The sequence below is a fragment of the Pseudomonas paraversuta genome (assembly GCF_904067025.1).
Classification (GTDB): Bacteria; Pseudomonadota; Gammaproteobacteria; order Pseudomonadales; family Pseudomonadaceae; genus Aquipseudomonas; species Aquipseudomonas paraversuta.
The window spans coordinates 2,707,565-2,734,020 of sequence record NZ_CAJFDA010000001.1 but is presented as its reverse complement, the minus strand read 5'-3'; the positions used below and the strand labels follow the sequence as shown (position 1 = coordinate 2,734,020).

Below are 26,456 nucleotides of genomic sequence, written 5' to 3'. Positions count from 1 at the left end.
TCGCCCAGTGGCGGTCCTCACTTGGAGATCACCATGAAACTATTGCATATCGATTCGAGCATTCTGGGCGACAACTCGGCTTCGCGTCAGTTGAGCCGCGAAGTGGTCAAGGCCTGGCAAGCGGCAGAGCCAGGGGTTGAAGTGAGTTATCGTGACCTGGCCAGCGAGGCCATTAATCACTTCTCGGCAGCGACTCTGGTGGCCGCCGGTACCCCGGCCGAATTGCGCGATGCGGCGCAAAAGCACGAAGCCGAGTTGAGCGCTGCAACCCTGGCACAATTTCTGGAAGCGGACGCAGTGGTGATTGCTGCTCCGATGTACAACTTCACCATTCCAACTCAGCTCAAGGCCTGGATCGACCGGATCGCAGTGGCCGGCCAGACGTTCCGCTACACCGAAGCCGGCCCCCAGGGCCTGTGCGGCAACAAGAAAGTCATCGTGGTTTCGACTTCCGGCGGCATGCACGCCGGGCAAGCCACTGGCGCAGCCCACGACGATTATCTGAAGGTGCTGTTGGGCTTTCTGGGGATCACCGATGTTGAGTTCGTACGGGCCCATGGCCTTGCCTATGGTGATGAAGTTCGCAGCAAAGCCATGAACGATGCACAGGCGCAAATTAAGCAGGATCTGTTCAGCGCGGCGTAAGTTATCTAAATCGTTACACCTACTAAACTCTGTATTCTGGGCGCTTGAAGTGGCCAGGGTACGGAGTTTTTTTAAGTCTGGCCTTAGCCTCTGGCTCGGGTTATGCAAAGCCTCTGGATCAAGGTCCTGGCAGCGCTGGCATTAACCGGGCGTCATTCAAGGTGAGCATCGATGATGCGTCTGTGGGCAGTACTGGTTTTGTTGTTGGCAACTTGCCCCGTCATGGCGCAGGCCGAGCCCGCGGTGCACTGGAGTGCTGGTTTTCATCGCCTGAGTTTTCTCGATCCGCTGGATGAACAGCCGATGCATGCCATTGCCTTTTATCCGTCCACTGATGCCGAAGGCATAAGCAAAATCGGCGGTTATGAGATCGAGGCCGCCGAAGAGGCCAAAATCGCCATGGGCCATTACCCGCTGCTGCTGTTGTCCCATGGCAACACGGGGACGCCGCTGGCCCTGCACGATCTGGCTACATCGCTGGCGCGCAAGGGGTTTGTGGTGGTGGCGGTACTGCACCCCGGAGATAACTATAAGGACCATAGCCGTTTGGGCACCTTGAGTAATCTTTACGGCCGCCCGATGCAGATTTCGGCGGCCATCAGCGCTGTGCTGGCCGACCCCGAACTCTCGGCCTATGTGCATGACGATGAGGTGGGAGTCATCGGTTATTCCGCAGGGGGCGAAACGGCTCTGATCCTGGCCGGAGCCCAGCCCGATCTGGACCGCCTGCGCCGTTACTGTCAGGAACGCCCGGATGATCATGATGCGTGCACCACCAAGGGCGAGTTGACCGCCGACCGCGATGATCTGGTGCCGGTAGCCGATCCACGGGTGCGTGCGCTGTTATTGATGGCGCCGTTGAGCCTGATGTTCGGGCGTGAAACCCTGGCGCAAGTGCATGTGCCCGTGCTGCTCTACAGCGGCGATAACGACAAGCTGGTGTACCCCGATAAAAACGCCGATGCCCTGGCGCGCAAACTGCCGGTGGAGCCTGAGTTCAAGGTGATCCCCGGTGCCGGGCATTTTGTGTTCATGGCGCCCTGTACCGATGCACAAAAGGCGGTAATGCCCGGTTTGTGTACGGATGCCCTGGGGGTCGATCGTGAGAATGTCCATCGCGATCTGATTTATGAGGCCGGGCGGTTTTTCAGCAAAACCCTGGGCTCATCGCCAACCACGAGTACGGTCGCAACAGGTCCGTAAGGACTGTTGGTCGAGGCGCTAGCGGGCTTTGCGCAGGGATAGCCCGACCGTCAGGGTCAAGCCCAGAACACTCAAAAGTGCTGCACTGAAAAAGATCCATGGGTAACCCATGTTCAAGGCAATGGCGCCCATGATCGGCCCGGCAATGGCCAGCGCCAGATCGAAGAACACGGCATAGGCGCTTAACCCCGCGCCGCGGCTGGAGAGGGGCACCTGTTTGACGGCTTCTACGCCAAGGGCCGGGTACACCAGGGACAGGCCAAACCCCGCCAGCCCCGCACCCGCAAGGGCATAGCCGGTTGAGGGGGCCAGCCACAGCAATCCAAGACCGACGGTTTCGATGGTCATGCAGGCGATCGCCACGCTGTAGCCGCCAAAGCGATTGATGCTGTTAGTGAATAACAGCCGCGCCAGGATAAAGCACACACCGAATACCGACAGGCAATAGGCTGCGCCGAACCAGCCGCGGTCGATATAAAACAGGGTGATGAATGTGGTGAGGGTGCCATAGCCAATGGAGGCCAGAGTCAGGCCGATGCCGTACGGGGCAATCAGGCTGAACACTGACCAGAAGGGCAGTGGGACGCCGCGAACCACCGGGATCGAAGGCTTGTTGCGTATCAGCAGCAGTGCCAGCACCGCCAGCACTAGCAGGGCGATGCCCAGGCTGAGGAAGCCAAGGCGGTCGATCATCACCACCCCCAGCGGCGCACCTATGGCAATGGCACCGTAGGACGCGATGCCGTTCCAGCCGATTGCCCGGGCAGTGTGCTCGGCGCCAACCTGGCCAATACCCCAGACAATAGTGCCGACACCTATCAGCCCCTGGGCGATGCCCAGGAAAATCCGCCCGACAATCAAGACCCCCAGGCTCAGCAATGGCCAGTCCTGGAGCATCACTGCCAGCAACGTCAGAGCGCCACTGATGGCGATTCCGGTCAGGCCATAAACGATGGCGGGCTTGGTCCCGCGGCTGTCCACCAGACGTCCGGCCCCGGGTCGGCTGAGTAAGGTGGCCAGGTACTGTGACGCTATGGCCAGGCCTGCAACCACGGCGCTGAAACCCAGCTGGTCATGGACATAGCCCGGTAATACGGCAATCGGCAGGCCGATGCAGATGAAGGCGATGAAGGTGTAGAACACAATTGACAGAATTTGCAGCGTGACCGACAGCGAGCTCGCGGGGGAGGGATGTTGCGCAGGCATAAGCAGAGTGTCCGGCTGTCAGTCGTAGACCGGCATCATGGCGTGGCCCCGGGACAAAAGAAAGCAGGCTAACGATATTCGTGGTCTGGCAGAAACGAAAAACCCCGTCAGCGGGCGCAATGCCGGTCACGTAAACGACTGCTGTCTCAACGGTGGGAGCGAGCTTGTATCGCGATGTGCTCGAGGGTGCTGTGTTCAATCTGTAACACGCATTCTCGTTAACAATCATCGCGAGACAAGCTCGCTCCTGCAAAGGCAGGGTTTACTTATGTGAACAGCATTGCGTCAGTGTGACGGGGTTTTCGTTATGACGCTTTGTTCAGCGATGCGCAGTGTCCGATATCAGAACACAACGCCCTGGCTGCGCAGGTAGTCATCGTAAGTACCGCTGAAGTCGATCACGCCGCTTGGGCTCAGCTCGATAATACGAGTGGCCAGCGAGGATACGAATTCACGGTCATGGCTGACGAAGACTAGGGTGCCAGGGTAGTTCTCGAGCGCCAGGTTCAGTGCTTCGATGGATTCCATGTCAAGGTGGTTGGTCGGTTCGTCCATGATCAACACGTTCGGCTTTTGCAGGATCAGCTTGCCGAACAGCATGCGACCTTGCTCACCACCGGAAATCACTTTCACCGACTTGAGGATGTCATCGTTGGAGAACAGCATGCGGCCCAGAGTGCCACGTACCATTTGCTCGCCCTGGGTCCACTGGCCCATCCAATCGAACAGGGTGTAGTCGTCTTCGAAGTCGTGGGCGTGATCCTGGGCGTAGTAGCCCAGTTCTGCCGCTTCAGTCCACTTGACCGTACCTGCATCCGGCGTCAGTTCATTGACCAGGGTGCGCAACAGTGTGGTTTTGCCGATACCGTTCGGACCAATGATCGCTACGCGCTCACCGGCTTCAACGGTAAAGCTGAAGTCCTTGAACAGGGTCTTGCCGTCGAAGCCCTTGGCCATATTCTCGACGATGACCGCCTGGCGGTGCAGCTTTTTGTTCTGTTCGAAACGAATGAACGGGCTGACACGGCTCGAAGGCTTGACCTCGGCCAGGGTGATCTTGTCGATCTGCTTGGCACGGGAGCTGGCTTGCTTGGATTTCGAGGCGTTGGCCGAGAAACGGCTGACGAACGATTGCAGCTCGTTGATCTGGGCCTTTTTCTTGGCGTTTTCCGACAGCAGTTGCTCGCGCGACTGGGTCGCAACCGTCATGTACTCGTCATAGTTACCCGGGAACAGGCGCAGCTCGCCGTAGTCAAGGTCAGCCATGTGGGTACAGACACTGTTCAGGAAGTGCCGGTCGTGGGAGATGATGATCATCAGGCTGTTGCGCTGGGTCAGAATGTTTTCCAGCCAGCGGATGGTGTTGATATCCAGGTGGTTGGTCGGTTCGTCGAGCAGCAGTACTTCAGGATCGGAAAACAGTGCCTGCGCCAACAATACCCGCAACTTCCAGCCTGGGGACACTTCGCTCATCGGGCCGTTGTGTTGCTCGATACCGATACCCAGGCCCAGCAGCAATTCGCCGGCACGGGATTCAGCGGTGTAGCCGTCCATTTCGGCGAACTCGGTTTCGAGTTCGGCCACGGCCATACCGTCTTCTTCGGTCATTTCCGGCAGTGAATAGATGCGGTCGCGCTCAGCCTTGACCTTCCACAGCTCTTCGTGGCCCATGATCACGGTATCGATCACGGTAAATTCTTCGTAGGCGAACTGGTCCTGACGCAATTTACCCAGACGTACGTTCGGCTCCAGCATGACCTGACCGCCGGACGGCTCAAGGTCTCCGCCGAGGATTTTCATGAAGGTGGACTTGCCGCAACCGTTGGCGCCGATCAAACCATAACGGTTACCGGCGCTGAATTTTACGGATACGTTCTCGAATAGCGGCTTTGCGCCGAACTGCATCGTGATGTTAGCTGTGGAGATCAATTACTTTACCTATCAATAGCTTAGAGAGCGCGTATTTGGGCTGGGACCAATTTGGGACCAATTTGGAGTTTTTCAAGCTCACTCCAATCTGAGCTTGAGTTGATCCATCGCGCATAAGTCGACAGCAACATTTGGACGCTATGGCCAAGCTGCTGAGAGATGAATGCGGGGTTCATGCCAGACATAATGCATATTGTCGCATAGGTGTGACGACAGTTGTATGGTGGTCTGTATCGCAACCCCAGTGTTTTCAGGGTGGACTTCCACTGTTTGTGTAGGTCAGACGTCTGTCTCACGTACTCGCTGTTCTTTGATGGAGGGAAAATGAAAGGCGTTTCAAGGATCTTTCCTACCCCTGTTTTCCGACGCTCTGCATATTTTTTGGCAAACGACAGAGCGTGCAATGCTCGCTCGTTGGGTAGAACAAAGCGATCACCGCCAGTTTTTGTGCGCTCCACCACTTCCCCCAAGGCAATCCCACGACAGACGTGGGCAGTCCTTTTCTCAATGCTCACTGCATCCCACCGCAAGGCCAGGGCTTCAGATAGACGCATACCCGTAAAAAACACAAACTCGAAAAAAGCCGCATAAATAGTGCTGGGCCAGTGATCGTGCTGGTACAGCTTCTCGATGATGGTGTTGGCTTCCTCCAGAGTGAAGGGGTCAATTTCTTTCCTGCTTCGCTTCGGAAGCTCAAGTGGTGCTGCCGGGTTCTTCGCCATTAGCTCCTCTGAAACCGCGGACTTGAGGATCGTCGAAAGCTTGACTAAGGCATTACGCTTCACTGCCGGCGACGACCATTTGATGCTCGCCATTGTGCGGCGCAGAAGTGTGGTGGTGATCAAATCGATCCGCACCAATGCAAGGGTCGGCATCCAGTACAGGTTCAGCGCTCCCGTATACCCAAGCTTTGTACCGCCGACAATTTCGCGGCTATCCAGCCAGAGCTGGGCATACTCTCCAAAATTGATTTTTCCGCCGGATACGTTTGTAGAGCCAGGGAACAGCTCGGCGTACTTATCGTCGTCGAGCAACCCCAGCTTGATCAGGCTGTTTACCTGATCACTAGTCTGTGCGGCTGATTTGATGCCTTTCTGTGTCGGGGGATAGGGGAGCGTTTCACTGCGCCTGCAGCCGTTCCACATAAATCGGATGCGGATTGAACCGTGGTGGATGTCCATTCCTGCGGGCATACCCACTGACTTTCGAGCCATTCGTGATATCTCCTAATGCTGTAGAGGATCCTGCTGCCATGCTTGTTCCAAACTCCGAGGGGAATTTGATTCCGTGCACGCTTCGAGCGTAAGGCGGCGATTGTGGTACCGAGGATCTCGGCCATTTTCGCTTCGGGCACCTTGTCGCCCATGACGTTTTCATCAAGCTGTTCTGCTGCTGCCATGGTGATGCTCCATGCCGCGCTTGGCGGCAGAAGGTGGTTTAGATAGAGACTTAGGCCTAACGCTTGAAGTCGGTGCACCGCACGATGACCGTGCTGGCATCGCGCTGTATCGGCGGCATATCTATGAAGGGAAGGGCGCTGCAATCTCGGCGGGCGTGCTGGCAAGCGCAGCACATGCCGCCTTTGGGGTGGTCATGGCATTACCTGCCGACCCCAAATGCAGACCGGCCCATCTTCAGCATCATGAATCGAAAGAATGAACCAGCCCGGCTCTGCCGGATGCTGGATCTCCCAGGCTGAGCAATTGACCTGCCCGTCACTCATGTAGGTGTCGAAGATTTCGGGTTCTACATCGGATTCCATGTAGGTGATCTTCGTTTCCACCTGGTGGCGCTCGCACCAATCGTTGAACTGCGCTTCGGTGATTTCGTCGTCGAACTCTGACAGGTAATCGGGATGCGACCACCAACAATCAGCATCGCGATTGACGGGGAGCGGTTGAGTAAAAACATTTTGTTCAGGCATGACTTCGTCCTTGTCGCTATAGCGGTTGACTTTGAATTGAAGGGAGGGCGAACTGACAGGGCTAGTAATGTGAATGTATTTTGTTATGTTGGATCGCTACACCTAGAAGGAATGTATCACCATGAGTTACAGAATATTTTCGGTGCTCGGGGGCGCTTTTTTAATGTCAGTGTTGACGGCATGTCACCAGCCTCAACCTGTTGGCGATGTAGCTGAATTCCAAACATTCAAGGCAGGCTCACCTCAAAAAATTGAGTCGAACGAAACCGTTAAAAAGTTTGTCGCAAGAGGTAATGAGCCGTTCTGGACGATCCAAGCCAATGAAGAGACATTGACTTGGATAACGCCTGAAAACTTACAGGGCAGACAGCTCAAAGTTGACAAGCTTATTTCTGCAGATAACGTTAAATACATCGGTGTAGACGGTAATAATGACTTTAGTTTGCTCATCATCCAAGCAACCTGTGTCGACACGATGTCGGGTGAAGTCTTCGACTTCGAATCTGTCTGGACTCATGGCCGGGAAAGGAATGTGGGCTGCGCTGCTAGTGGTAGTTGAGCGATAACTGCCTTGCCTTGGGCGCCTGCGCCTTAGGGGTGGTGAGTTATATATTCTCTCGTGCGCGACGCTCAGCCGCTTCGGTCTGGCGCAACTTGCTGCATTCGGTGTGGTTGCCGTGGGCGCGTGATCTGTTGCATTTGTCACAGATCGTTTGCAGGTCCAGCGCCTGTATGGGTGCGCCGCGGATCTTTACTGTTCGGCGGAGGGCTGTCATAGCTCCTCCCTTAGCAGGTCAGTTACCAGCTTGATGCCACTGGCATAACTCGATGGCGAGGCTGCAGCCGTTGCTGTCAGATTCCGGATGGTGCTGGCAATCACCAGCGGGTTTCTGATTGAAGAGCCGAGCGACTTCACTACATCCACGGCGAAGCGCTGACCCTCAAGCTGCATGACGCGATTGATTGGGCCGGTGATCACTATCTCAGGCAGCGCTATTGCTGCTTGAGCAGGGGCGACCACTACAGCTGCAGGTATTTCGCGGGCACGATCAAGCGCCCGCTGTGCGATTGAGTTCATTGGATTGCCTCGGGATTAGTCGTTGCGGGTGATGCCCACAAGGTCGCCTTCGCGCAAGACGGCGGTTTCTTTCAGCTCCTGCAGGATCGCTGCCGCGTGTTCGCGGTTGATGGCGTAGAGGTAAACACTGAAGGTGCCTTCTTCGGTTTTGAAATCGACAGGGTAGAGCTGCCATTGCAGGCCATTGACCATGGCGACCCGAGCAAGATAGTGCATGGGCAGACTGGCGATCGTTCTGGTTTCGGTTACAGCCTCCCAAGGGAAGAGCCAGAGCTAGAGGATGGCGAGCAAGCCATATGGATGCTCGGCGACCCAGTTCCAACAATTATCCGCACGTTCGACCCAGCATAAATTTACCCAAATTTACCGGGCACGCTGACCAGACCCGCCGATAGGCCTCTCTGCTCATCACGCCTCCCCGGATCAATTGATCTAAGGAGGCACCGATGAGCTCCGGCGCAAAAATCGTCAGTCACATCATTCCCGAAGTGACACCAGGTATTACCCCAACAACCGGCACATGGAACACGTTGCGCCTGACAGGCAACGCGCTGACGCCTACGGTTAACACCGTGGTCAGCGACGAGATCACCGAATCCCGTGTAAGCCAGGGCTCGGTGACCACCAGCGTCGATATCGCTGGCGATCTGGCGGCCGAGTTTTCTTACGGATCGTTTGACGAGCTGCTTGAGGCTGCCTTTTACGGTGCATGGACCTCTAACGTTCTGACTGTTGGCGATGTACGTCACACCTTCAGCATTGCTAAGGGTTACACCGACGTAGGCGTTTACAGCCTGTTCAAGGGCGCTCACGTATCAACCTTTGCCCTGGACATCCCGGCTGACGGCAAGATCACGGCCACCTTCAACATGGCGTGCCTGGACTACACCGACAGCGATTCGCCACTCGTAGCAGCTCCGGCCGATCCGACCACCACTCCATTTCTGAGCCAAAACAACGTTGGCACCATTCTGGTTGATGGTACTTCGCTTGAAGGGTCGGCCTGCGTATCGGCCATGACCATCAATCTGGACAACAGCCTTCAGGCACAGAGATGCATCGGCAGCGACAGGCTCGGTCCGGGCGCACAAATCGCCACCGAAGCAGCCATCACAGGGACTATCACGCTGGCATGGTCTGCCCGGGCGTGGGAAATCTGGAAGAACACGTTTACCCGTGTACCAGTGGCCATTCACTTCCCGATTACTGACAGCCTGGGCAACAAGTACATCTTTGACTTCCCTGCAGTGGAGGTCGATGGGGAGCTGCCAAGTGGAGGCAAGCGAGACTTGGTCGAAGTTTCGCTCAACTACACCGTGGCCAAAATCAGCCCGACCATCACTCGCGTTCCATTTGTTGCCCCGTAAATCCTGTTCCCCTTTTGACTGCTCCGGTGTTCACGCCTGGCTGAAGGAGAACCGGCGGATAGGCACGCGTTACGACAAATTGGCGAAAAGTTTTGCGGCAATGGTCTCTCTGGCTTGCACCATGCGGTGTTTACGACATTACTTTTCGTACACTGCCTAATAAATAAGGTTGATTTTTGGGGAGATTCTGCGTTATGGAAAATGCATTCAAACAGCCATTATTCGTAGTCGGGGTCTCGCTGCCTGCTGTAGGTCTCGCCACTTCAATACCCGGAATCTGGATACCTGGGTGCGTCTTTATGGTTATCGGGTTTACGAAAAGAACGAAGGGTTGAGGTAACTTGTGTTCTGCACTTTCTGCCTCTGTGAAGAGGGGGAGGGGGTTATTGTATTGAGCGTGAAGTCCGTCGGCGGCCGGGCTTCTTGTTTTTATTGAAGGTTTTTAAGTTGCAGGCGTGTGCAAGCTGCCTTTTTAAACTGGGAGGGGTAGTAACGCTGATACTGCTTTTACAGAGCTGTGTTGTTTGCCAATGGCTGGGCCCTCTTGTGTGTGGATAAAAGAAACGTTGACCGGGGTTCGGGTTTTCCGAACGTATAAACACTTGAAGAACTGACGCCGTTGTACTAGGGGTGAGGGCTTAATGAATTGTCTACGCTAGAACCCCGATAGCCGCCAGCACAATGATTGCCCGCATGAATACCACGTTCGCTATCGCCATGCTTTGTTCGTGTGCGCGTTGTGAGCGTCACTGTAGTCGTGAATTCTCGAAGTGGGCAGTTTACAACGGGCGTTGCAATAGAAACTCGCCATCTGCGTACGTTGTTTTTATTGCAACTGTCATAAATCAGGTGAGCTTAGCCATTTGTCGGAAAGAAATTATAGTGCAGGCCCGTTGGGTGCTGTGCTTCCTGAATAGATGTGATTAAAAACTTGCGTTTGTTATTCGTGGCACTACACTCCGGCTCCCTGCAGGTAAGCAGGCTTCGGAAAAGCCGAATAAGCATTGCATCTTTAATTCAAAGATGCGCAGTTCATTAATACTCAAGGATTGAGGTATATATGACGAAGCAAATACAATCACAGTTGGTACTCAAGAACGAAGATGCTGCACTTCACTTGCTGGATCAAACGATGGGTTATACCTATCAGGCAGCCCTGCGGGCAGTAGCACAACTTGGGGTCGCCGATTATCTGGCCGACGGGTCAAAGTCAGTGGTGGATCTGGCGCAGGCCGTGGGCGCGGAGCCTCAGAAGTTGCAGCGATTGCTGCGAGTTACTGCAACACGGGATATTTTCCGCGAGGTTGAGCCCGGTGTTTTTGAGCTCACGCCGGCGGCAGATTATCTGCGTACCGATGCTGATCATTCACTGCGTTCTGCTGTGCTGATGCTTACCGATGAGACGTTCTGGCGACCCATCGGTGAACTGATCGAGAGTGCCCGTGGTAATCCCCCGTTCAGGCACCTGTATGGCAAATCCTTTTTCGAGTACTGGTCGCAGGCTGGTGCCCAGGCAGAGGATTTTCACGTCGGCATGTCCTCCATGTCGGAAGTGGAGAACATTTTCCTGGTGCGCAGTTATGAGTTCCCTGACGGAGCCACCGTTGCGGATATTGCGGGAGGCTTTGGCGGTTTGCTGCTGCGTGTGCTGCAGAACAATCCCAGTCTCCACGGAATCTTGTACGACCAGCCGCACGTTCTGGAAAGGAACCGCTTGGGTGAGTTGGCAGACAACTCCCGGTGGGAGCTGAGTTCGGGTGATTTCTTCAAGTCAGCACCGAAGGCGGATATTTATCTTCTCAAGTACATCATGCATGACTGGCCTGATGAGCAGGCATCGCTGATCCTGAAGAACATCCGCAAAGCTATGAACCCCGGCGCACGCATCCTCATCATGGATCCCCTCATTCCGGAGGGAAACACGCCGCACTCCGGGAAGTTGATGGACCTGTTGTGCATGGGTATCTACGAAGGCGGCAGGGAGCGGACCAAAAAAGAGTTCGAACAGTTGTTGGCAAGCGCCGATATGCGCTTGAACCGCACTATTGATACGGGCTGCTACGTATCAATTATTGAGGCATGCGCGGTGTAGTGAATCGTGCGTAAAGCCGCATTGGCAAATGATCAATGCGGCTTTGCCTGTGTGGTCAGCCACGCGTTCTTACTCTTTTCGGAGGCAATCCCATGAATAGACTTGCCATAGTCGGTGCCGGAGCTGCCGGCGTTGCGACTTTCATCGCTGCGGTCAGGGCTGGTGTTGCGCGAACCATCTATATGGTCGATCCGCACCCCGTCGGCCCGGGAACCGCTTTCTCGAATACGGATCGCGACATTCTCTGTAATACCTCGGTTGATACCATGTCGGTGTTGCACGACATGCCCCTGGATTTTCTTGAACACTTGAGTTGCGAAGGCTACGCCTCTACGCCCGAGAGCTTTGTGCCGCGGTTTTTGGTGGGCCGATACCTGGCGAACCGCTTTGTGCAGTATTCCGCCATGGCGCGGGAGCAGGGGGTGGTCGTCAAATATGTATCGAGTACGTTCAAGGCCCTGAAGATTCATGGCCACCGCCGCTATGAACTGGAGTTTGTTGACTCCCCTCAGGTGCCGTCCTCATCTCTGATGGTCACTGATGTGGTGTTCTGCACGGGCTTTGGGCCGCCTCGTTTACCGCTTGTTGCGCAACCTTTTTTCAACCATTCGAGCTTCATCAAGAACCCGTACCCTGAAGCCAGCATGCTGGCGATGATTCCTGAAAAATCCCGTGTGCTTGTGATGGGTAGCAAACTGTCGGCCATCGACAGTGCGATCGTTCTCTGTCGCGACGGGCATCAAGTGACCATGCTGTCCCCGTCGGGAGAGTTCCCCGCCGTACGTGCGCGTTTCATGCGCAGCCCAAAGGCAGCATTCGTTGGCGAAGACATCGCATCCGTCATGGCGCCAGGGGAGGAGGGCTGCAAGACGTACAGTCCTTCGCTGCACTATAAGTACGTCAAATACTTCTCCAAGGTATTGCGCCAGAACATTGGCAAAGACTGGAGTCAGCAGTTCTCCTATTCATCGACTGTTCTCGGCAGGTTGAAAGAAGAAGTCGAAATTGCAGAGAGTGGTGATAGCCAGTGGCAGGAATACGTTGTTGATTTCATGCATGCCATTAACGGCGTGCACAACAAGGAAGACGTCTATTTCGACGGCTCTTTCCACCCTCGCTTCGAGCGTCTGCTTTACAGGTACATTACGGCACTCGCACTGCCCAACGCCCGCAAACTGTTGAAGTACATTGAAGACGGTGTTCTCTGCGTAGAGGGCGGTGAAATCAGCGCGATGGATCACTCGGACAGGCGCCCCAATGCATGGAATGTCAGCTGGGGTGGGGAGGTGCATGGCTTTGACACCATTGTTGCAGCCACGGGCTACTACCAGTCCAGGTATGTCATGAGCGATGACGGCAGGGTCGAGTTGGACGTGACAGGTGAGCGGGGCAGGCATGCGATCACTATCTTGCCGAGCATGGCCGGTGCGCACGAGAGTTTTGGCGGCAAGGAGAGCATCTGGTTCGTCGGCGCGCCGGCCCGCCCGCGTGTCTGGGTACCGAATGCCCTTGTTGTGGTTACACCATTGGCAAACCAGGTCATCGAGAGCATGCGTCAGCTTCCACGAGTGGGGGCGGCCGCTTGATGTCATGAGCTGAGCTGTCAGTCAGTGCCTGCGCGCGGCTTGTAGTTGCGCGTTGGCATTTCTCGTCCCCCCCGCTCATTCAACCTCTTCGGCGCCGGAGAAGCCCCAGCGGCGTTGTAGGCGCACGGCAAGCCACGCATCGAGCGCGGCGAGGCAGCGGGCATGAGTCAGGTATACATTTCGCGGTCGGCAACCCTTGGTGATGTCAGCCCGCAAGTAGACCTCGGGTTTGATGGCACCGCTGGGATAGAGCACGTCGGCCACCTCCAGCAAAGCCAGTTCGGTGACACGAATCCCGGTGGTGTGGGTGAGCCACAACAGCATCACATCACGCTCTGGCATGCGGCCAGTTACGGATGCGGCTCGGATAAGGTGATTAATTTGTCCAGGGCGAAGCGAAGTAGCGCGGCGGGTGGTCATGCGGCCTCTCTGTCAGGATTGCACGGGACGCCGATCGTGAATATCCACCATCCCCTGATCACTGGCAGCAGTGATAATCACAAACCCATCCCCTTCATGAGGTTCCAGCCCAGTGTGAACTTCGGCCAACGCCGCGAAGAATATCGGCGTCTGAGTTTTCAGGCGAATGAAGTAGGGCTGCTTCTTCTTCGGATCATCTGGATCCTTGACCCATTCATACCATCCGTCAGCCATGACCAGGGCGCGGCCGTTGGGCCAGAGTTGCTTGAAAAACTTCCCGGTTGTGACTGTTTCCACTCTGGCGTTGATAGGATCAGGGCGTTTGCCCTTGGCCCAGAACGGCGCCCAGCCCCAGTGGACTGAATCAATCCGCAGTCCCTCATCTACGCTGTGAAGAATGCTGACGCGCGTGCCAGGAGCGACGTTGTAACGACCTATAGGCTGATTGTCGTAACCGCTCACGACGATCCGGTCAGGTGCCAACACCTCCAGATAATCAGAAATGCCCAGATACTGTACAAATCGTCCGCACATGGTGGTGACCTCTTGCAAAGGGAACCTTCTCAGAGCGTAGTTCCAAGTGCTCGGGATGTTCCTCTCGTCGAAAATCCCTATAGACAAATTGACCAAAATCCCGCGCCGCAGTTAACTGTATGTACATACAGTTAACTTAAGGCATGCATCATGAGCTTCACTTATCTGGGTCCAATTGCTGAAGGAGGCATTCGCCTGCCTCTATGCTCCTTCAAGGTTCCAGCCGGTTTTCCATCGCCGGCAGCTGACCATATGGAGAATCCTATTTCGCTTGACGAGCTGCTGGGCGTTCGAGCTCCGAGCGTTTACCTGGTGTCCATCGACGGCGATAGCATGATAGGGGCCGGGATATTTTCAGGTGACCTAGCTGTGGTGGATCGGGCGATAGAGCCGGCTCACGACCATGTAGTGGTGGCGTTGCTCAATAACGATCCTCTGTGCAAGCGACTCTGCATACGCGGGAAGCAAATCATCCTCAAATCTGAGAACCCTCGCTACCCTGACCGTTACATCATGGAGGGAGATGAGTTTTCCGTATGGGGAGTTATCACGTACACCGTACGAAGTCATGGGCGCTAAAAAGTTGAGAATAAAGCACGCTGGCAGAACGCCGAGGAGGGGAGGGAATCAGTTCCTATACTAAAGGTATGGCCCTTATAGGATGCGGGTTGTAGAGGTGCTAAAGTTATAAGTTTCGGAAGTGAAAGAGGGCTGTACGCCGCAGCCCGCTGTGATCTTCATATCGGTCTTGAAAACCGTAGGTTATTACTGGCCGATTGCAGCCAGTTACGATGGGTTGCTGTCGACACTTAGCTTACGTTGGCCAAGGGCAGCAATCGGCCATAAGCTGCCATTCACCTGTCCACAGAAAGACGCTCAACGTATCCTGCTGAAAGAAGAGAACGAAAAGGAGTTCGAATGAATACTTATTGGCAACAAATTCAAGAAATGATGATGTTTTATCCGTGAGTAGCTGGAACGCATTTTATGATGAGGCCGAGCGTCGAGACCCCTCCCTTCTGTTAGCCCGAGCGATAAACCTCGCTGGTAATCTGGCAGTTGCTCGGCAGGCAGTAGATTTGGGGTGCGGCGCAGGAAAGGAAACGCAGCAGCTTATGCAGTCGGGCTGGGACGTCCTGGCTGTTGATAATGAGCCAGAGGCAATTAATCATACGATTGCAAACTGCTCAGGGGGGCAGGCCGGAATGCTGACTACCTGCCTCTCGGATTTTGAATGTTTGCCTGCACTACCCAGATCAAACCTGATCCATGCCGGATTAGCCTTGCCTTTTTGTCGGCCCAAAAGCTTTAAGCAACTCTGGGATCAGGTGCTGCATGCTCTGGAACCAGGGGGAGTTTTTGTCGGGCATTTTTTTGGTCCCCAGCATGGCTGGTCGACATTTGCTCACTTGACCTTCCACTCCGAGCTGGACATCCGTCGGATGTGCGAGGGGCTGGAAGTAAATCTTCTTCGCGAGACGCAAATAATGACTCAAACGCCCTCTGGCCCACTCAACTGGCACCGTTTTGATTTGATCGTTCAAAAGCCTCATTAAATGTAGCAAGTGTTAGCTACGGCGGGTAGATAGCTGACGTTTACGAGTGACTGGTATCGACCCAAAGCTGTCGGTCAAGAATGCCGAAGACATGAATGCATTAATGCACTCATGTCGTTCGGACGCATCTCAGATCATTGCTTGATCAAGTCCCCCGGTTTCCATGTCTTGTCGAAGAACGCCTTGGTCGGGCCGTATAACCGCAGAATTACGAAGTAACCTTCGCCCGGCAGGGTTTTGATCCAGTTTTTACCGGTACCCGGTGAGTCTGGGCCGAAGTGCACGTCGATTGAGCCGTCGGTGTTGGTGACGGGTTTGTCCATGGTGTTCAGCGATGGGAACGGCTGGCCGTTATCCAGGCCTGATGCAGTGATCGAGTCATACGCCGTCACCGACCAGAACAATGCCGCCGGAATGCCTTTGGGAAGGTTCAGCGAGTAGCTGTTGCTACCGGACAGGAATTGGCCTTTGGTATCGACGAAAGTGGCCGGGTACTTGGCGCCGACGTTTTCCATGTTCACCGCCATGCCCGGGCTGGCCGAGTAGGCATTGGTGAAGAAACCGGTGCGCGGGTCGATGTAATTGAAGGTGTCGGCGGTGAACGTCGCATTGCCGGGGAATACGTTCAACCACTTGCGATCCGGATACCAGGTGCCATTGGCGACAATGGTTTGCGGCATGTAGGAAATGGCATGGCCGATCTTGCTTGCAGTTTTCGCTGCCTTGTCGAGCAGGTCGCGGGTGGTAGCCTCCGGCTTGAACGGTTTGCCTTTGACGATACCCAGTGCGGCAAGCATGCCGCGCATTTCCATGTCTTGCGGGTCAACGTATTCGTGGTCGATGAACCGCGACAGCATGTCGAACGCGCTGCCATCGGTGGGGTAGAGCATGTTGACCGGAGTTTTCGAGGCGTTGGGAAACTCCATCGCTTTGGCCGTGGCCTGTTTGCCCAGCGGATAGATATGCGTCTGCTCCATGACCGCGACCGGTGCCTCCAGTTGTTTCGGATCCTTGAAGAATCCGCGCCAGAACACGAACACGCCGTAAGTGCGCGAGCGGTAGGTCAGATAGCCCGGCGGTACCTCACCCTTGTAGTCCGGTGGCAGCACAAGATACTTGCCACCCTTGCCTTTGTCCGGCCCCGGCAGCCCAACATCACCACACCACTGGCGACCTTCGATCTGACCTTCAGAGCAGATTGGCCGCTGGAAGAAGTCATCGAGAATGCCCTGCAAACCTGGCGGGACCTCGATGACCATCGGGCCGTCCTGCTTAAGATCCAGATAACCCATGGCGTAGATCACGTCGGAGTTGGGCGTGGTGACCCGGGTCTTGGCGTTGAGGCGATCCTTCCAGATCGGCAGCACGTTGTAACCGGTGCCGAATGCTTTCTCCGAGCCTTCCTTCATGGCGTACATGTTCAACGCCGGCAACGCCCAGATGAACGACTGCACGGCGCGCTGGAACAGCAATTCGTTTTGCAGTTGTTCCACGCCTTCGAGCGTGGGATACCCGCCCGCAAACGGCAAATCGGCCAGTTGCTCATAGTGCGTGGCGCCCTTGACGCTGGTGCTGATCGACAGCGCCAGGCCCATTGCGGTCAATGATTTTGCAAGTGTGTTCATCTTGAACATCCTGTCCCGGTCAATTGGTTTTCACTACGGCTGGCGGCACCCACTGGCCGTTCAGCGCGGCCGGTTCAGGCCAATAAGCGCGGATGTATAGCGAGAAATCGGCGCCTTTTGGTGTCGGCAGCCAGTTGCTTTCCTTGTCCTTGCCCGGCGAATCGTTTTGCACGTAGATCGTCAGCGAACCATCGGTATTGGCTTGCAGCGATTTGTTTTTGGTGCCGATCGAATAACGCTTGAGTTCATTCGGGGAGAAGAAGTGTTGTTCGTTGTAGAGCGTCAGCGACCAGAAACCTTTCACCGGTGGCAGCTGACCTTTGGCAAAAGTCACGGTATAGCCATTTTGACCATTAAGGCGGGTGCCGGACTTGTCCAGATCCTGATAGAAGTATTTGGTCTCTTTCTGTTGATTGACGAAGATGTTCGAGCGCGCCACAGCGGTACGGCTGAAGTAGTCGGTACCAAACGCCGCACCGTTGCTGATGGTGCTCCAGTGATCAGGCAGTTGCAGGCCGTAGTTGCGAAATTGCAGCAGCGGATCAATCACTTCGCTGTCGGCTTTTTTCGCCTCATCGATCATCGCCGCCTTGAGTTGCGGATCGGCCTTGGCGATGGCAGCGAGGGCGGCCATTTGCGCGTAACGGGCTTCTTCGCCCGGTAACGGTTTGGCGTCCTTGAGCAGGGCCGGCAACTCGTCGAAGAATTTCTCCGGCATCACCCATTTGGTTTCGTCGCTGCCCGCTGCCTGCGCCGGGAATTTCGGCAGTTTCGCCCAGTCGCGATGTTTGACCTTGCCGTCGTATTGCGACAGCGGGTACATGTCCACGCCCGACAGCGACGCTTGAATGGCTGCGCGGTCGGCTGCGGTATCGTCCTGGAACACTCGGGGAATCACGAAGCCGGTGTTGGTGCGTGCACGGAAGACTTTGGTGATGCCCGCCGGAACTTTGCCATTCCAGTCCGGGCCAACCAGCAGATAGAAGCCAGGTTTGCTGCCGTACATCTTGCCGAGTTCGGCAAAGCTGTCGGAGCGCAGGTCCACCACCTGATACACCCAGAAACGGCTGCCGAAGTCCGGCACTTGCAGCACCACCGGCTCCAGATCCAGCGCAATGCTGCCCGCGCCGTACACCACGTCCTGATTCGGGCACGCTACCAGACGTTCGGCCGGATCAATGTAATCGCTGAGCATCGACAGTCGATTGATTGGCGCGACCGGGACGATGTCACCCATCAAGCCAGGTTCGGGCAGGTCTTTGAAAGCCTGGCGACGGTTGAAAATATTGGCCATCGGCCAACCCCAGAAATACGCTTCGCGCGCCATCATGCGTACATAGGGTTCGGTGACTTTGGTGCCGGCGACGGGGCCGGAAACTTCGTCAGCGCGGCTTTGCGGTGCCAGCAAGGTTGTGGTTGCCAGTGCACCAATCAACGTCAGTGCGAACAGGTTCAGGCGATGGGGCGATTGATTCATAAAGCATCCTTACTTGCGGGATCACCCTTTGCAGGTGAGTCGCAGGAAAGATAGCCCAAGTTTGGCGGGGTGACGCCTGAACGTCTGCTTTTGGACGGTAGTAGCCTGTCACGAAGGGCAGCTATCGGCCAAAAGCAGCCGCTCAAAGGTGTCTAGGAAAGCCGGGGGATTCAATTAGAGTTTATGTCGAGCTGCATAAAGGCAGATCATTTCCATAGCCAGCGCGGAGGCAGCCAGAGCGGTTATCTCTGCATGGTCATAGGCGGGTGCAACCTCTACTACGTCCATACCTATGACATTAATCCCGCGCAGCCCACGCAAAATTTCAAAGGCATGAAAAGTAGACAAACCTCCGCATACCGGAGTGCCAGTACCAGGTGCAAACGCCGGATCGAGGCAATCGATATCAAATGTTAGGTACACCGGATGGTCGCCGACCCGCTCACGGATAATGCGTGCAATATGCTCTGCAGAGTTTGTATTAGCTTGCCGTGCATCTACTACTTGAAATCCCATCAGATCATCGTTGGTCATGCGTTGACCGATCTGAATCGATCGACTTGGATCTACCAGTCCTTCCTTCACTGCGTGATAAAACATTGAGCCATGATCTATACGTTTTTCATCGCCATCACACTCAGTGTCGTGATGTGCATCGAAATGGATCATGGACAATGGACCATGTTTTTCGGCGTGGGATTGCAACAGCGGATAGCTAATGAAGTGATCTCCACCTAGCGTCAACATAGCTGCACCGGCTCCCAGGATTTTATCGGCGTGGGCTTTGATGGCCGCGGGGGTGTCCTGAGGTGAGCCATAGTCGAAGTAGCAGTCGCCGTAATCGACACAAGCCAGCAAGTCAAAGGGGTCAAACTCCCAGGGCCAATGACGGGCCCAGGCCGACTGGACAGAGGCTTCACGTATGGCACGTGGACCGAACCGGCTACCAGGGCGGTTGCTGGTTGCGGTGTCGAAGGGGATTCCACTGATTACCAGGTCCACTCCTTGAAGGTCCCGGCTGTATCGTCGACGCATGAAGCTGGTGATACCTCCATAGGTAGATTCAGCCTCAGTGCCATAAAGGCTCGTGCGGGTGATTGCCTGATCGGTTGGGTTGTTGTTATCCATGAGAATACTCAGCGTTGACTACGAAAGGTGGACCAGACTCTAGTGCGCTCACGCATCAGCGACAGAGACATGGGTTCTTCAGCAAATAAAGTGTTGCGCACAGACTCGGAGGGATAGATACCGCCGTTATCCGCAATAGCCTTGTCGATCAACTTGGTTGCTGAAGTGTTGGAATTTGCGTAATACAAATTGTTGGTAAGGTCCGCGAGAGATTCCGGTCGCGTTAAAAATTCAATAAAAGCCTTGGCTTCTTCTGGATGAGGAGCGTCGGCAGGAATGGCTAACGTATCGATCCAGTTGAGGGTGCCTTCTCGGGGAATCATGTAGCCGACTTCAAACGGTTTCTTGGCGTTTTCAGCCATCATCCCGGCGAGGGTGGCATCGCCGCTGTATGTCAGTGCGAGACACAAATCTCCATTGGCAAGGTCACTGCTTTGCGTGCCTGTGCCGATGTAACGCAGCGAAGGGTGTAACTGCGTCAGTAACGTCTGTGCTGCTACGAGGTCTGACCGACTTTTGCTATACGGCGATTTACCCAGATAGTTCAGTACCATGCTGATGACCTCTTGGGGCGCATCAACCACCGAAATTCCGCAGTCTTTTAACTTGCTCGCATATTCGGGCTTGAACAACAAATCAAGGCTGTTTATTGGCGCGTCAGGGATTCGTTTATCGATTTCCTGACGATTAATTGCCAGGCCGGCGGTTCCCCATGTGTAAGGCACTGCGTAGAGATTACCTTTGTCGACCGTAGCTAGTTGCGACAGGAGTACGGGGTCCATTTCAGCAAACCGTTCAGTTTTCTGGATGTGGCTCGGTTGGAGCGCTTTGGCCTGTAGCAGTCGATCCAGCATGGCGATGCTGGGAACCACTACGTCATAACCACTGCGCCCAGTAAGTAGCTTGGTCTCAAGCACGTCAGCGCTATCAAAGGTGTCGTACTGGACCTTGATACCCGTCTCGGCCTCAAAGGCTTTGAGAGTTGATACGCCTACATACTCGGCCCACCCGTAGAACTGCACCACCCGTTCAGCGGCGTTAACAGGTAAGGCCAGAATTGCCAAGATCAGCACAGAGATGGCTTTCATGATTCACCCACCCCAAACGAGCGACTGAGCAAGTCCTGCGCACCTGCTGGCTCGCCCCCTTGTTTTCGATGTTTCTGAACGACTGCCATAGGATGGGCTCTTAGAGTTGTTGTTTTGGCTTGACCACCCCGCGATTGTTGATATTGTCTCAATGGCAATCAATCTATATAAATTGCCACGCAATTGAGCAGAAAAACTAAACAGTTGATCCTTATGCCCTTGCCTCCGTTACATGCCTTTCGAGTATTTGAATGTGTTGCACGCCTCGGCCATGTGGGCGCTGCTGCCGCCGAGCTACACGTAACCCCTGGTGCCGTGAGCCAGCAGATAAGGTCGCTGCAAAGCACCTTGGGCATTGATCTGTTTTGCAAACAGGGTCGTCATCTAGTTCTCACCGAAAGCGGCCTAGCGTTACAACGCTCCGTTAGCAGAGGCATTCAAGAGATCACTGAAGGCGTACGTCTGATATCGCAGGAGCACTTTAAAGAGCCTCCTGCCAGAGTTCTGACGATCTCTACAGAACCCATTTTTGGCGCATCCTGGCTGATGCCGAGACTATTCGCTTTTCGCGCGAAACACCCTCATATCAAGCTAAGAGTGATCAGCGCCGACGGTCTGGACTTAGTGGACTGGCGCAGAGCTGACATCGCTGTGCTATATGACGCACCGATCTGGGAAGGTTTCTGGTGGCGCCCCTTGCAACCCCTGCATATGTTTCCAGTCTGTTGCCCACAGTTGTTGCGGGGCCAGCATGCTTTACGCCAGCCGTCGGACTTGAGGCACCATCGATTGCTGCACGAAGATGATGGTTCTCAATGGCGACGATGGCTTCTCGAGGCAGGCTTGCCATATCCCGGAGACGCGGATGTTCATATCGAAGACCTTGGAATAGCACTACAGGCAGCTAGAGACGGGTACGGAGTAGCGTTGAGCGATGAGATCAACTCATCCCGGGATCTGGAGGAAGGTCGATTGGTACAACCCTTCTCCATGAAAGTACCTGCGGGGATGGATTACTACTGTATATGCAACGAAGAGAGTCGTGGAATTCCCGAGATAGTCCTGCTGATTGACTGGCTGCTTGAGCAAGCCAAGCCAACCCAGTTGAGTCTGCGTGATCGTGCTCGGAATAACTGATTCGCCATTGCAGGCTACTCGGCATCACCATACTTATCGCCACTGACCCGCAGGGTCGAAACAGTAGGTCGCGACTGACCGCTTCTGGCCGATCGCTGCCTGTCACGCTTCCGATAGCAGAAAGCGGCAGGAGGGATATTTTCTGGATCCATAACTCAAGACAGAACATAGATAGAATGCGGGCTGTAGGCTGTTGGAAAACTCCTGCTTATGGAACGCCAAGCAGGCTACAGACCACGGTTTTAAAAAACTTCCAGCTCGGATTGCAAATCCGTTGTAGTGGACATGAGCTATTTTGGTTTTGTGTTGGTGCGGCAGGACGCCGGGGGAGGATATGCAATTTAGGCATGAGATTTAAAACACCCGCCGGGACCAATTCGGGAACCATCGGGTGCATTGTCATGCGCAACTACTGATTACTTGTGCTTACTTCGCCTAGCAAACATTGATCCCGAGTAATCACCAAAATGCACTTCATCCTGCATCGTGATGTTAGCTGTGGAGATCAATTACTTTACCTATCAATGGGTTGCGGGCCGCGCATTTGGCGCTTGGGCCATTCCTGGGGCATTTTGGAGCTTATCCATCTCTCCCCAGTCGCCGCTTGAGTTCAACCAGCGGGCATAAGTCGAGAGCAGCATCTGGACGCTGTGTCCAAGCTGTTGGGCAATAAAGGCGGGATTCATGCCAGACATTACGCATATTGTCGCATAAGTATGACGGTAGTTGTACGGCGGGCGATAACGGGTCTTCAGCTTCTCTGGCGCCGGCCTCCCATTGTTTGTGCCGGTCCCGGGGGCTGGCGGACGTACTGGCCCGCCCTGGCGGCTGGTTTTCCTGCGTCAAATCGGGCTCCGGCGCCCATATCCAGAACCGGCCAGAACGCCTGCGGGATTTGCTCCCGGAGGGTGACGGTTTTTTGGTGATCACAGGCGGTGATCACGGCATCAACATAAACGATTGGCGTCCCGGGGAGGTAGCGGTTGAAAGTGGCGGCATTGACCCACTCATCGATCCAGGGAAGGAGATGGACATGATCGACAGCTTTCGCCGCCAGTCCCTGTTCGTCGAGGGTGGCTTGAATCACGTCGTCTGACTCCCACGCCAAGGACTCTGCTATGCCTCAATCCCTGCCAACGCTGTGCGGCTCTATCATGGGGTCGCCGTTTTCACTCTCGGCAAAGATCCACAACGCGGCCTATGCGGCCCTGGGGCTGGATTACACCTTTGTCTGTTTTGGCGTCGAAGACCCGGTTGCTGCCGTGGCGGCCATTCGCGCTCTGGGGGTGCGCGGCATGAATGTCTCCATGCCCTACAAAACTGCGGTGATGCCTCATCTGGATGCCATCGACGAGTCGGCCCGGGTGATTGGCGCGGTCAACACCATAAACAATGTCGACGGGGTGCTCACCGGCTACAACACCGACTACCTGGGGGCGATTCGCGCGTTGCAGGAGGTTACCGGTCTGCGGGACAAACGTATCGCCGTGATCGGTGCCGGCGGCGCCGCCCGTGCGGTGGTCTTCGGCTGCTTGCAAGCGGCGGCCCGGGTCACGCTGTTCAACCGCACTGCCGAACGCGGTACTGCCCTGGCCGAGGATCTGGGGGCCCGATGGGGGGGCAGCGTCGAGGCATTCACGGCCAGCAACTTCGATATCGTGATCAATGCCACCTCGGTGGGCTTCAAGCAGCCGGACAGCAACCCGCTGGACGGGCGCCTGGCCAGCCATCTGATTGTCATGGATGTGGCGTTCATGCCGGTGCATACCGCACTGCTGCAGCAAGCCAAAGCCCTGGGCTGCACGACCGTGGCCGGCACCCGGATGCTGGTCCATCAAGCCTGTCGGCAAATCGAGCTGTACACCGAAAAAGAAGCGCCCCTCGACATCATGGAGCAGGCCATGCTTCAGGAAATACAGCGGTTGAACTTGTAACCAGCCCCACCACCGGTCAATAACAAGATGCCGTAAAGGCACCTGGAGGTCCCCCTATGTCTCTCGATAACGCCCCATGCGACAGCGCCTTGATCCCCGACGGCCAGGCGCGCAAGCAAGACCTGAACCGTGCCGCCTGGGCCTGCTCCCTGGGCAGTGCCCTGGAGTACTACGACTTTGCGCTGTATACCCTGGCTTCGGCGCTGATCTTCGGGCCGTTGTTCTTTCCTGAGCAGACCCGGGCCATGAGCCTGATCGCCAGTTTCGGCACCTATTTCCTGGGCTTTGCCGTACGGCCCCTGGGCGGCGTGCTGTTCGGCATGATCGGCGACCGTGTCGGGCGCAAGTTCGTGCTGACGTCGACGGTGTTGCTGATGGGCGTTTCCAGCACCCTGATCGGAGCCCTGCCAAGTTTCCATCAGGTCGGTTATCTGGCACCGGCACTGCTGGTGATTCTGCGTCTGCTTCAAGGGCTGGGCGCAGGCGCCGAACAGGCTGGTGCGGCGGTGATGATGACCGAATACGCACCCCGGGGCCGGCGCGGTTTCTATGCCGCCTTGCCGTTCCTTGGCATCCAGCTGGGCACCATCCTCGCGGCAGTGGTGTATTTCCTGGTGGTCAGCGGCAATGACGATGTCATCGAGAGCGGGCTGTGGCGCGTGCCGTTCTTCAGCAGTGTGGTGATCGTGGCGCTGGGGCTGTACATGCGTCTGTCTCTCAAGGAGTCGCCGACCTTCATCCGCCTCAAGGCGCTCAAGCGCGTCAGCGTCAACCCGCTGAAAAGTGCGATGAAACACTCCCGGCCCAGCTTGCTGATCGGTATCGGCCTGCGCCTGGGGGAAAACGGCGGTTCATCGATTTACCAGGCCCTGGCTGTGAGCTACATCGTTGGCGTGGTAGGTCTGCAAGGGCCGGTGGGCGTGCTGACACTTATCTGCGCCGCCAGTCTCGGCGCGCTCACCGTACCGGTTGCCGGCATGCTCAGCGACCGGTTCGGGCGCGTGGTGGTTTACCGGGCCTTCGCCCTGCTGCAACTGGCCCTGGCCTTCCCGGTATGGTGGGTGCTGAGCCTGGGCAACGTGGTGGCGAGCATCATCGCCATCTCCATCGCGCTGGGCATCGGCACATGGGGTATGTTCGGCACCCAGGCGGCACTGATGCCTGAACTGTTCGGCTCGCGCCACCGCTACATGGGGGTGTCGATCGCCCGGGAAGCCTCGGCAGTGATTGCAGGGGGGATTGCGCCGCTGATCGGTGCCGGTCTTATCGCCCTGGTCGTGGCCAGCCATGACGGCGACGCCAGCGCCGGGGTCGGTGCCTGGCTGCCGATTGCCTGCTATCTGACCCTGCTCACACTGATCACCCTCTATACAACCTTCAAGACCCCGGAAACCCTCAATCGCGACCTGGACGAGCCCCGTGATGCCTGGGAAATTGCCCACCCTGCAACAGCGCCGGCAAACGGCTCCAGCACCGCGACAGGTACTGCCTGATCAGCGCTTTGGCCAGGCTGCCTGTTAAACCGGGCAGCCCTGGCTGGCAGCTCACAGATGCTGACCGCGCAGGATGCTAGAGTCTCCAGTTCGGGAGTCTGGTTAAACCGGACCACCTTCGAGTCCTGGAGTCAGCATGCGCAATCTGGATTTCAGTTCCTGGGAGGGCATCCTCTCAACGCTTGCAGGATTAGTCCTGATCACCGTTATCGGGGTCGGGATTCGTCTGCTGGCTATGCATACGATCCAGCAACGGCGGGAGCGGGAAAACCGTCAGATCAATGAACGTTTGCGTACCCTCATCGCGGCCTACAAAACCCTGGGTGGCTCCTTCACCGGAAATCTTGAGGTTGATCCCACTCATCTGCGGGATTTGCGCCGCAGGACTGCGACTGCCAACACCAGCCCGGATCAGGCCGCCGAGAGCGTGACCCTGACCCAAGCTGTTGCCGTGCAGGGCAATGGCGACCGCTCAAGGCGGGTACGCGATGCGGTTGAAGCGGCGCTGTCCGATATCATTCTGCTGGGTACCGAGGAGCAGGTCCGGATGGCGGCAGTAGCAGCCACGGAGCTGGTGGCAGGGCGTCCCATTCATACCGCTGAACTGGTCACCTCGCTTCGTGACTTCATTCGCGCCGTGCTTGATCTTGATCCCGTACCCGCCGAGCTTTCGATTCCAAAGCAGGGGCCGGTTCGCCCGTCTTCTTCAGGTGGCGGCAAAGGTGATAAGGGCGACTCCAGAAGTGCTGGCAAGGGCGGGGGAGCCGGGGGCGATGGTGCAGGGGGTGGCAGTGCGTCGCACAGCGATTCCTGGCAGGAGCCGCATCATTGAAAGTGGCGCATATTCCTTTACTGCAATGATCCGTGGTACAGGGGCGTTATATTCGGCTGGCAAGCCTGTTCAAGGCAGTTTGTAGGGGGGCAACTGTTTTGCAAGTTGGTTTTCGCACATTTAACCGTGCATGTGTAATACCGCCATGACTGTCTTTGTAGATGCGCTGTGGACAAGGTGAGAGGGCTGCGCCACGGGTATG

23 protein-coding genes and 3 pseudogenes are annotated in these 26,456 nt (G+C 55.9%); 13 read left to right on the top strand and 13 right to left on the bottom strand.

Going from position 1 to position 26,456, the window contains the following annotated elements:
• The first annotated feature begins 33 nt into the window (after positions 1-33).
• Both JQ848_RS12490 and JQ848_RS12485 read left to right on the top strand, forming a co-directional pair.
• Positions 34-645 carry an FMN-dependent NADH-azoreductase gene (locus JQ848_RS12490; protein WP_003445824.1) on the top strand — a complete coding sequence of 204 codons (612 nt, stop codon included), beginning with the start codon at positions 34-36 and terminating at the stop codon, positions 643-645.
• Positions 646-816: 171 nt separating this feature from the next.
• Positions 817-1,848, top strand: a complete 1,032-nt coding sequence (locus tag JQ848_RS12485; RefSeq protein ID WP_160627757.1) for an alpha/beta hydrolase family protein — start codon at positions 817-819, stop codon at positions 1,846-1,848.
• A gap of 18 nt (positions 1,849-1,866) precedes the next feature.
• Here JQ848_RS12485 and JQ848_RS12480 read toward each other — a convergent pair whose 3' ends face one another.
• The 4 genes from JQ848_RS12480 to JQ848_RS12465 all read right to left on the bottom strand — a co-directional run bounded on the left by JQ848_RS12480 (position 1,867) and on the right by JQ848_RS12465 (position 6,907).
• Positions 1,867-3,054 carry an MFS transporter gene (locus JQ848_RS12480; protein ID WP_202210776.1) on the bottom strand — a complete coding sequence of 396 codons (1,188 nt, stop codon included), beginning with the start codon at positions 3,052-3,054 and terminating at the stop codon, positions 1,867-1,869.
• A gap of 342 nt (positions 3,055-3,396) precedes the next feature.
• A complete protein-coding gene (locus JQ848_RS12475) occupies positions 3,397-4,983 on the bottom strand; it encodes an ABC-F family ATPase (protein ID WP_003445814.1) in 1,587 nt (528 codons plus the stop codon).
• 20 nt (positions 4,984-5,003) lie between these two features.
• A complete protein-coding gene (locus tag JQ848_RS12470; RefSeq protein ID WP_202210775.1) occupies positions 5,004-6,197 on the bottom strand; it encodes a tyrosine-type recombinase/integrase in 1,194 nt (397 codons plus the stop codon).
• A 377-nt stretch (positions 6,198-6,574) separates the two neighbouring features.
• Entirely contained in the window at positions 6,575-6,907 is a 333-nt protein-coding gene (locus JQ848_RS12465) for a hypothetical protein (protein ID WP_202210774.1), read from the bottom strand.
• A 121-nt stretch (positions 6,908-7,028) separates the two neighbouring features.
• Here JQ848_RS12465 and JQ848_RS12460 point away from each other — a divergent pair, with 121 nt between their 5' ends.
• Complete coding sequence (locus JQ848_RS12460) at positions 7,029-7,466, top strand: hypothetical protein (protein WP_202210773.1); 438 nt, start codon at positions 7,029-7,031, stop codon at positions 7,464-7,466.
• Positions 7,467-7,679: 213 nt separating this feature from the next.
• On the opposite strand, the gene JQ848_RS12455 is transcribed toward JQ848_RS12460, so the two are convergent.
• Together JQ848_RS12455 and JQ848_RS12450 are read right to left on the bottom strand one after the other, a co-directional pair.
• On the bottom strand, positions 7,680-7,985 hold the full coding sequence (locus tag JQ848_RS12455; protein WP_202210772.1) for a hypothetical protein: 306 nt from the start codon (positions 7,983-7,985) through the stop codon (positions 7,680-7,682).
• Positions 7,986-8,000: 15 nt separating this feature from the next.
• The gene (locus JQ848_RS12450; RefSeq protein ID WP_202210771.1) at positions 8,001-8,201 is read right to left on the bottom strand and encodes a hypothetical protein; all 201 of its coding nucleotides are present in this window, start codon (positions 8,199-8,201) and stop codon (positions 8,001-8,003) included.
• 230 nt (positions 8,202-8,431) lie between these two features.
• Here JQ848_RS12450 and JQ848_RS12445 point away from each other — a divergent pair, with 230 nt between their 5' ends.
• The 4 genes and pseudogenes from JQ848_RS12445 to JQ848_RS12430 all read left to right on the top strand — a co-directional run bounded on the left by JQ848_RS12445 (position 8,432) and on the right by JQ848_RS12430 (position 13,030).
• Positions 8,432-9,352, top strand: a complete 921-nt coding sequence (locus JQ848_RS12445) for a phage tail tube protein (protein WP_202210770.1) — start codon at positions 8,432-8,434, stop codon at positions 9,350-9,352.
• A 37-nt stretch (positions 9,353-9,389) separates the two neighbouring features.
• A pseudogene (locus JQ848_RS12440) lies at positions 9,390-9,512 on the top strand (IS5/IS1182 family transposase); the annotation flags it as partial.
• 900 nt (positions 9,513-10,412) lie between these two features.
• Entirely contained in the window at positions 10,413-11,444 is a 1,032-nt protein-coding gene (locus JQ848_RS12435; protein ID WP_202210769.1) for a methyltransferase, read from the top strand.
• Positions 11,445-11,536: 92 nt separating this feature from the next.
• A complete protein-coding gene (locus JQ848_RS12430) occupies positions 11,537-13,030 on the top strand; it encodes an FAD/NAD(P)-binding protein (protein WP_202210768.1) in 1,494 nt (497 codons plus the stop codon).
• Positions 13,031-13,114: 84 nt separating this feature from the next.
• Here JQ848_RS12430 and JQ848_RS12425 read toward each other — a convergent pair.
• Together JQ848_RS12425 and JQ848_RS12420 are read right to left on the bottom strand one after the other, a co-directional pair.
• Positions 13,115-13,450 (bottom strand): annotated as a pseudogene (locus JQ848_RS12425) (site-specific integrase); the annotation flags it as partial.
• Positions 13,451-13,471: 21 nt separating this feature from the next.
• Positions 13,472-13,984, bottom strand: a pseudogene (locus tag JQ848_RS12420) (SOS response-associated peptidase family protein); the annotation flags it as partial.
• Positions 13,985-14,134: 150 nt separating this feature from the next.
• Between JQ848_RS12420 and JQ848_RS12415 the strand changes: the two are divergent.
• Positions 14,135-14,563, top strand: coding sequence for a LexA family protein (locus JQ848_RS12415; RefSeq protein WP_202210767.1), 429 nt, complete (start codon positions 14,135-14,137; stop codon positions 14,561-14,563).
• A 350-nt stretch (positions 14,564-14,913) separates the two neighbouring features.
• Positions 14,914-15,540 carry a class I SAM-dependent methyltransferase gene (locus JQ848_RS12410; RefSeq protein ID WP_235972467.1) on the top strand — a complete coding sequence of 209 codons (627 nt, stop codon included), beginning with the start codon at positions 14,914-14,916 and terminating at the stop codon, positions 15,538-15,540.
• A gap of 134 nt (positions 15,541-15,674) precedes the next feature.
• Here JQ848_RS12410 and JQ848_RS12405 read toward each other — a convergent pair whose 3' ends face one another.
• The 4 genes from JQ848_RS12405 to JQ848_RS12390 form a co-directional block, all read right to left on the bottom strand.
• Positions 15,675-17,165 carry a DUF1254 domain-containing protein gene (locus JQ848_RS12405; protein ID WP_202210766.1) on the bottom strand — a complete coding sequence of 497 codons (1,491 nt, stop codon included), beginning with the start codon at positions 17,163-17,165 and terminating at the stop codon, positions 15,675-15,677.
• Between the two features lie 19 nt (positions 17,166-17,184).
• Positions 17,185-18,642: a DUF1254 domain-containing protein gene (locus tag JQ848_RS12400; RefSeq protein ID WP_202210765.1), complete on the bottom strand. Its 1,458-nt coding sequence runs from the start codon at positions 18,640-18,642 to the stop codon at positions 17,185-17,187.
• A 174-nt stretch (positions 18,643-18,816) separates the two neighbouring features.
• Positions 18,817-19,770, bottom strand: coding sequence for an agmatinase (gene speB / locus JQ848_RS12395; RefSeq protein WP_202210764.1), 954 nt, complete (start codon positions 19,768-19,770; stop codon positions 18,817-18,819).
• 8 nt (positions 19,771-19,778) lie between these two features.
• Positions 19,779-20,858 carry an extracellular solute-binding protein gene (locus JQ848_RS12390; RefSeq protein ID WP_202210763.1) on the bottom strand — a complete coding sequence of 360 codons (1,080 nt, stop codon included), beginning with the start codon at positions 20,856-20,858 and terminating at the stop codon, positions 19,779-19,781.
• A 213-nt stretch (positions 20,859-21,071) separates the two neighbouring features.
• On the opposite strand from JQ848_RS12390, the gene JQ848_RS12385 reads away from it, so the two are divergent.
• Positions 21,072-21,995 carry a LysR substrate-binding domain-containing protein gene (locus JQ848_RS12385; RefSeq protein ID WP_202210762.1) on the top strand — a complete coding sequence of 308 codons (924 nt, stop codon included), beginning with the start codon at positions 21,072-21,074 and terminating at the stop codon, positions 21,993-21,995.
• 751 nt (positions 21,996-22,746) lie between these two features.
• On the opposite strand, the gene JQ848_RS12380 is transcribed toward JQ848_RS12385, so the two are convergent.
• Positions 22,747-23,082 (bottom strand): hypothetical protein, encoded by a 336-nt coding sequence (locus JQ848_RS12380; RefSeq protein WP_156428464.1) that lies wholly within the window; start codon positions 23,080-23,082, stop codon positions 22,747-22,749.
• A gap of 31 nt (positions 23,083-23,113) precedes the next feature.
• Between JQ848_RS12380 and aroE the strand changes: the two genes are divergently transcribed.
• The 3 genes from aroE (at position 23,114) to JQ848_RS12365 (ending at position 26,254) form a co-directional block, all read left to right on the top strand.
• Positions 23,114-23,929, top strand: a complete 816-nt coding sequence (aroE, locus tag JQ848_RS12375) for a shikimate dehydrogenase (protein WP_010657045.1) — start codon at positions 23,114-23,116, stop codon at positions 23,927-23,929.
• Between the two features lie 56 nt (positions 23,930-23,985).
• Entirely contained in the window at positions 23,986-25,422 is a 1,437-nt protein-coding gene (locus JQ848_RS12370; RefSeq protein ID WP_127195349.1) for an MFS transporter, read from the top strand.
• Between the two features lie 136 nt (positions 25,423-25,558).
• Positions 25,559-26,254 (top strand): hypothetical protein, encoded by a 696-nt coding sequence (locus tag JQ848_RS12365; protein WP_127195350.1) that lies wholly within the window; start codon positions 25,559-25,561, stop codon positions 26,252-26,254.
• The last annotated feature ends 202 nt before the right edge of the window (positions 26,255-26,456 follow it).